The sequence below is a fragment of the Agarivorans sp. D1326 genome (genome assembly GCF_056958115.1).
On sequence record NZ_JBTWEN010000020.1, the window covers coordinates 1 to 3,075 of the forward strand.

The window sequence follows — 3,075 nt, forward strand, 5'->3', positions numbered from 1 at the left end:
TTTACTCTTTGTTAAGCACTTCTTACTTAGCCCACTAGGTTTCTACGTGCTCGCCGCGATTAAAGCCCGCTTATTTCGAACAAATCTTTAACACCAAAGGTCAACAGACCCTAGTTCAAGCTTTGGTTTTTACGAGGAAAACAAGTGGATTCATATGTAACCATCCGAGCTGCCAAAGTGGAGGACGCTGCGGCCATTAGCCAATTACTTTGCGATTTGTCTCGTCGTTACTTGGTGGACGATTTTACCGAGCAAGGAGCACAACGCTTGCTAAGAGCGATGAGCGAAAGGGCTATTCGTTCTTATATCCGCGAGGGTTTTTGCTATCACCTTGCCGAGCAGAAACAGGCAGGAAAGGTGGAGTTATTAGGTGTGGTTGCCACTAGGGATAACAGCCACCTTTATCACCTTTTTGTTGCCGAGCTTGCTCAAGGAAAAGGCTTAGCAAGTCGCCTTTGGAAACACGCTAAAGCCCTATGTATAGCAAACGGCAATAAGGGCGAGTTTACGGTTAATGCGTCGTTATCTGCTAAAGCAATGTATCAGGCTTGGGGCTTTGTTGCTGAGCAAGAACAGCGCAATACCAAGGGCATTATCGATGTGCCAATGCGCCTAACACTCAATGAGCAAACTAAGGAGAAAACATGCAACTAGCGCAGTTAAATATTGCTACCGCCAATGATGATTTAGATTCACCTCTGCTCAAAGATTTTGTCGAAAATTTAGATCCCATTAATGCCATTGCTGATGCGAGCGAGGGTTTTATTTGGCGGCTTAAAGACGACACCGGCAACGCCACCGATGTGCAAGCTTTTGATAACCCAAGGATGATTGTCAATTTATCGGTATGGGAGTCCTTAGCTAGTCTGCAGCATTTTATGTTTAAAACCCATCACATCGACATTATGAAACGCCGGGCAGAGTGGTTTGATAAATCGCCGTTGGCAACTTACGTATTGTGGTGGGTGGAAGATGGCCATGTCCCCAGCACCGCTGAGGCACTTGAGCGTTTAGAATTATTAAGGAAGCACGGAGATACTGCTCAGGCCTTTAGTTTCAAAAAAACATTTAGCGCAGAAGACGCCTTACAGCGCTAATCTAAGGTTTGTTTTTAATAGCCTTTGGCACCCTTTGTTACTCAGGCTTTGCTGCTCCCCTTTGGATAGAAAGCGTCTAAGCTAAGTAAATGCAGGGCGAGTATGCCCCGCCATTTTTGCGCAAGGAGAGGGTATGACTAAGCCGATTATCGCCGATAACAAACCCAAGAAGGTGAGTTTAACTAAGGGGGACCAATACTACTTTTGCAGCTGTGGTCGTTCTAAATCCCAACCCTTTTGTGATGGTAGCCATGCAGGTACCGGCCTTAGCCCCAAGACTTTTACCGCAGAAGAAACTGGTGATGGTTATTTATGTGCGTGTAAAACCACGGCAAATAGCCCATTTTGTGATGGCAGCCATAAGCAGTTTAGTACCGAACAAATAGGCCAAGAAGCCCCACAGCCTCAAATTAACAGTGCAGCACCGCAGGCCACGCCTACAACTGAAGAACCCACCGTTGCCTTTATTCATCAATTGGCGCGAGAAGGTTTATCAAAACTGGGCCACCATGGAGCAATGACCTCGATGGGGGTACCTAGGCATCTTCTGCCACATTGGGACGACATCCAAGTGATGGTGGCACAAATGGCCAAAAAGCCTTTGATGGAAGATCAATCTGTGGCCACAGAACTGATTATCGGCCCAGAGGCGAAACAGCCACTGCAGCTAAAGATTCCTCTGTTTGTCTCTGATATGAGTTTTGGTGCCTTATCGGAAGAAGCTAAAACCGCGCTGGCTAAAGGCGCTGAGCTGGCCGGAACTGGGATTTGTTCTGGTGAAGGCGGCATGTTGGCTGAAGAGCAGCAGCAAAATTCCCGTTACTTTTATGAGTTAGCCAGCGCCAAATTTGGTTATCAAGAATCGCTGCTTACTCAAGTTCAAGCTTTTCACTTTAAAGGAGGCCAAGGTGCAAAAACCGGTACCGGAGGGCATTTACCAGGCAATAAAAACCATGGCAAAATTTCTCTCGTTCGTGGCATAGCTGAAGGACAACCTGCAATCTCCCCGCCTACTTTTGCTGATTTACACAGTAGCAAAGACTTTAAACACTTTGCCGATCGGGTGCGTGAAATAAGCGGCGGCATTCCCATTGGTTTTAAGTTAAGTGCCAACCATATCGAGCGAGATATTCAATTTGCTTTAGATAGCAGCGCTGACTACATCATTTTAGATGGGCGTGGTGGCGGTACTGGTGCGGCACCAGAAATATTTAGGGATCATATTAGTGTGCCCACCATTCCGGCCTTAGCCAGAGCGCGACGTTATCTTGATCAACAAGGTGCCAGTGGCAGAGTGAGTTTGATTATTACCGGCGGCTTGCGCTTACCTATGGATTTTGTCAAAGCCATGGCTTTAGGCGCCGATGGTGTAGCGGTATCTAATAGTGCCATGCAAGCCATAGGTTGTGTGGCAGCGCGGATCTGTAATACCAATAATTGCCCAGCTGGGATTGCTACGCAAAATGCCGATTTACGTCAGCGTTTAAATGTGGACAAATCGGCCCAGCAACTGGCTAATTTCTTTGATGCATCGGTAGCGCTAATGCAGGTTATGGCACGAGCTTGTGGGCATCATCATCTTAATCAATTCACTAAAGACGATTTGGCAACTTGGCATAGAGAAATGGCGCATTTAAGCGGTATTGCTTACGCAGGCTTTAGCGCAGTGTAGTGTTGTTTTATTGGCTATTTAAGCAGCTATTTGTTGCTTAAGTAGCCTTGAAATTAAGGGCTTTTTCTAGGCTTGCTGGAAAAGCCAGCAATTACCAGTTTTTTTATAAAATGTCTTTACAGGGCGGAGCGAAAACCCTAATATACGCCTCCGCCAGCATTGAGCACCCGTAGCTCAGCTGGATAGAGCGTCGCCCTCCGGAGGCGAAGGTCACAGGTTCGACTCCTGTCGGGTGCGCCATTGCTTCGGAAACGCTCGAAATACTCAGTGGTGGGTATAGCTCAGTTGGTAGAGCCCCGGATTGTG

At 47.1% G+C, this 3,075-nt stretch carries 3 protein-coding genes and 1 tRNA gene; all 4 read left to right on the plus strand.

Annotated features, from left to right (window positions below; all coding sequences use genetic code 11):
- Window positions 1–144 precede the first annotated feature (144 nt).
- The 4 genes from ACYFDN_RS21375 to ACYFDN_RS21390 all read left to right on the plus strand — a co-directional run bounded on the left by ACYFDN_RS21375 (window position 145) and on the right by ACYFDN_RS21390 (window position 3,009).
- Window positions 145–654 carry a GNAT family N-acetyltransferase gene (locus ACYFDN_RS21375; protein WP_406610172.1) on the plus strand — a complete coding sequence of 170 codons (510 nt, stop codon included), beginning with the start codon at window positions 145–147 and terminating at the stop codon, window positions 652–654.
- Window positions 645–1,097, plus strand: coding sequence for a DUF3291 domain-containing protein (locus ACYFDN_RS21380; protein WP_483512648.1), 453 nt, complete (start codon window positions 645–647; stop codon window positions 1,095–1,097). Before ACYFDN_RS21375 ends, ACYFDN_RS21380 begins: the two co-directional genes overlap by 10 nt.
- 133 nt (window positions 1,098–1,230) lie before the next feature.
- The gene (locus tag ACYFDN_RS21385; RefSeq protein WP_483512649.1) at window positions 1,231–2,769 is read left to right on the plus strand and encodes a glutamate synthase-related protein; all 1,539 of its coding nucleotides are present in this window, start codon (window positions 1,231–1,233) and stop codon (window positions 2,767–2,769) included.
- 163 nt (window positions 2,770–2,932) lie between these two features.
- Window positions 2,933–3,009 (plus strand) — tRNA-Arg (locus ACYFDN_RS21390).
- Window positions 3,010–3,075: the final 66 nt, after the last annotated feature.

Bases quoted from the DNA above. Each gene is read 5' to 3' on its own strand.
- ACYFDN_RS21380 (WP_483512648.1), top strand. From the start codon at position 645: ATGCAACTAGCGCAGTTAAATATTGCTACCGCCAATGATGATTTAGAT.
- ACYFDN_RS21385 (WP_483512649.1), top strand. From the start codon at position 1,231: ATGACTAAGCCGATTATCGCCGATAACAAACCCAAGAAGGTGAGTTTA.